This window comes from Acidovorax sp. KPB24-03 (assembly GCF_057546605.1).
The window spans coordinates 1-745 of record NZ_BAAJYR010000854.1 but is presented as its reverse complement, the minus strand read 5'-3'; the positions used below and the strand labels follow the sequence as shown (position 1 = coordinate 745).

Here is a 745-nt window from a genome sequence, read left to right as displayed (position 1 = left end):
CTACCGTCCCCCTGCCCGCCGCCGGCGCCGTGCACCACCGGCTCGCGGCGGCGCGGCCCGTCACGCGGGTGCCGCCGGCCGATCCCACCGTCCTCCATCCGGCCGAGCGGGCTTCCGCCACCCTGCGCAAAGGGGAGTGGCTGCGATGAATGCCATGGAAGTCGACATCCACCTGGGCGAGGACGCCCGTTGGTTCTACGAGGCGCAGGGCGAGTGCCGCGGCCCGGTGCCCGACGACGAGATCGTGCGCCTGATCGATGCCCGGCGCCTGCCCCCGGGCCAGCGCATCTGGCGCCCGGGCCTGCCGTGCTGGGTACCGGTGGAGCATTCGGAGTTCCGGCCGCACCTATGCCCCCACCTGGGCTTGCACGTGCCCGCCGATCCCTGGGCCGGCAGCGTGAACAACACGCTGGCCTGGCTGCTGGCCTGCGCACCGGTGATGGGCGTGTCGCTGGAGGGTTTCGTGGCCTACCTCGTGTACCGCGATCCGTACGTGTCGCAGCGGGCCGTGCAGTCGGGGGCGTTCTTCTTCCTGACGGTGGCGTTCAACGTGCTGCTGGCCTTCGTGGACGAGCGCTGGCTGTGGCGCGCCGGGCACGACACCGCGGGCTTTCGCGGCTGGGTGTGGCTGGCGCCCGCCTACCTCTACCGGCGCGCGCGGCGGCTGGGGCAGGGCCTGGCGCCCCTGGCGGCGTGGGTGGTGTGCCTGCTCGTGGTGCTGATGCTCTGAGCGCGGGGAGTGGGC

Annotated in this window: 1 protein-coding gene; it reads left to right on the top strand. The window is 73.4% G+C overall.

Annotated features, from left to right (window positions below; translation table 11 throughout):
- The first annotated feature begins 145 nt into the window (after positions 1-145).
- On the top strand, positions 146-730 hold the full coding sequence (locus AC27KI_RS26455; RefSeq protein WP_487091394.1) for a GYF domain-containing protein: 585 nt from the start codon (positions 146-148) through the stop codon (positions 728-730).
- Positions 731-745 lie beyond the last annotated feature (15 nt).

Bases quoted from the DNA above. Each gene is read 5' to 3' on its own strand.
- AC27KI_RS26455 (WP_487091394.1), top strand. From the start codon at position 146: ATGAATGCCATGGAAGTCGACATCCACCTGGGCGAGGACGCCCGTTGG.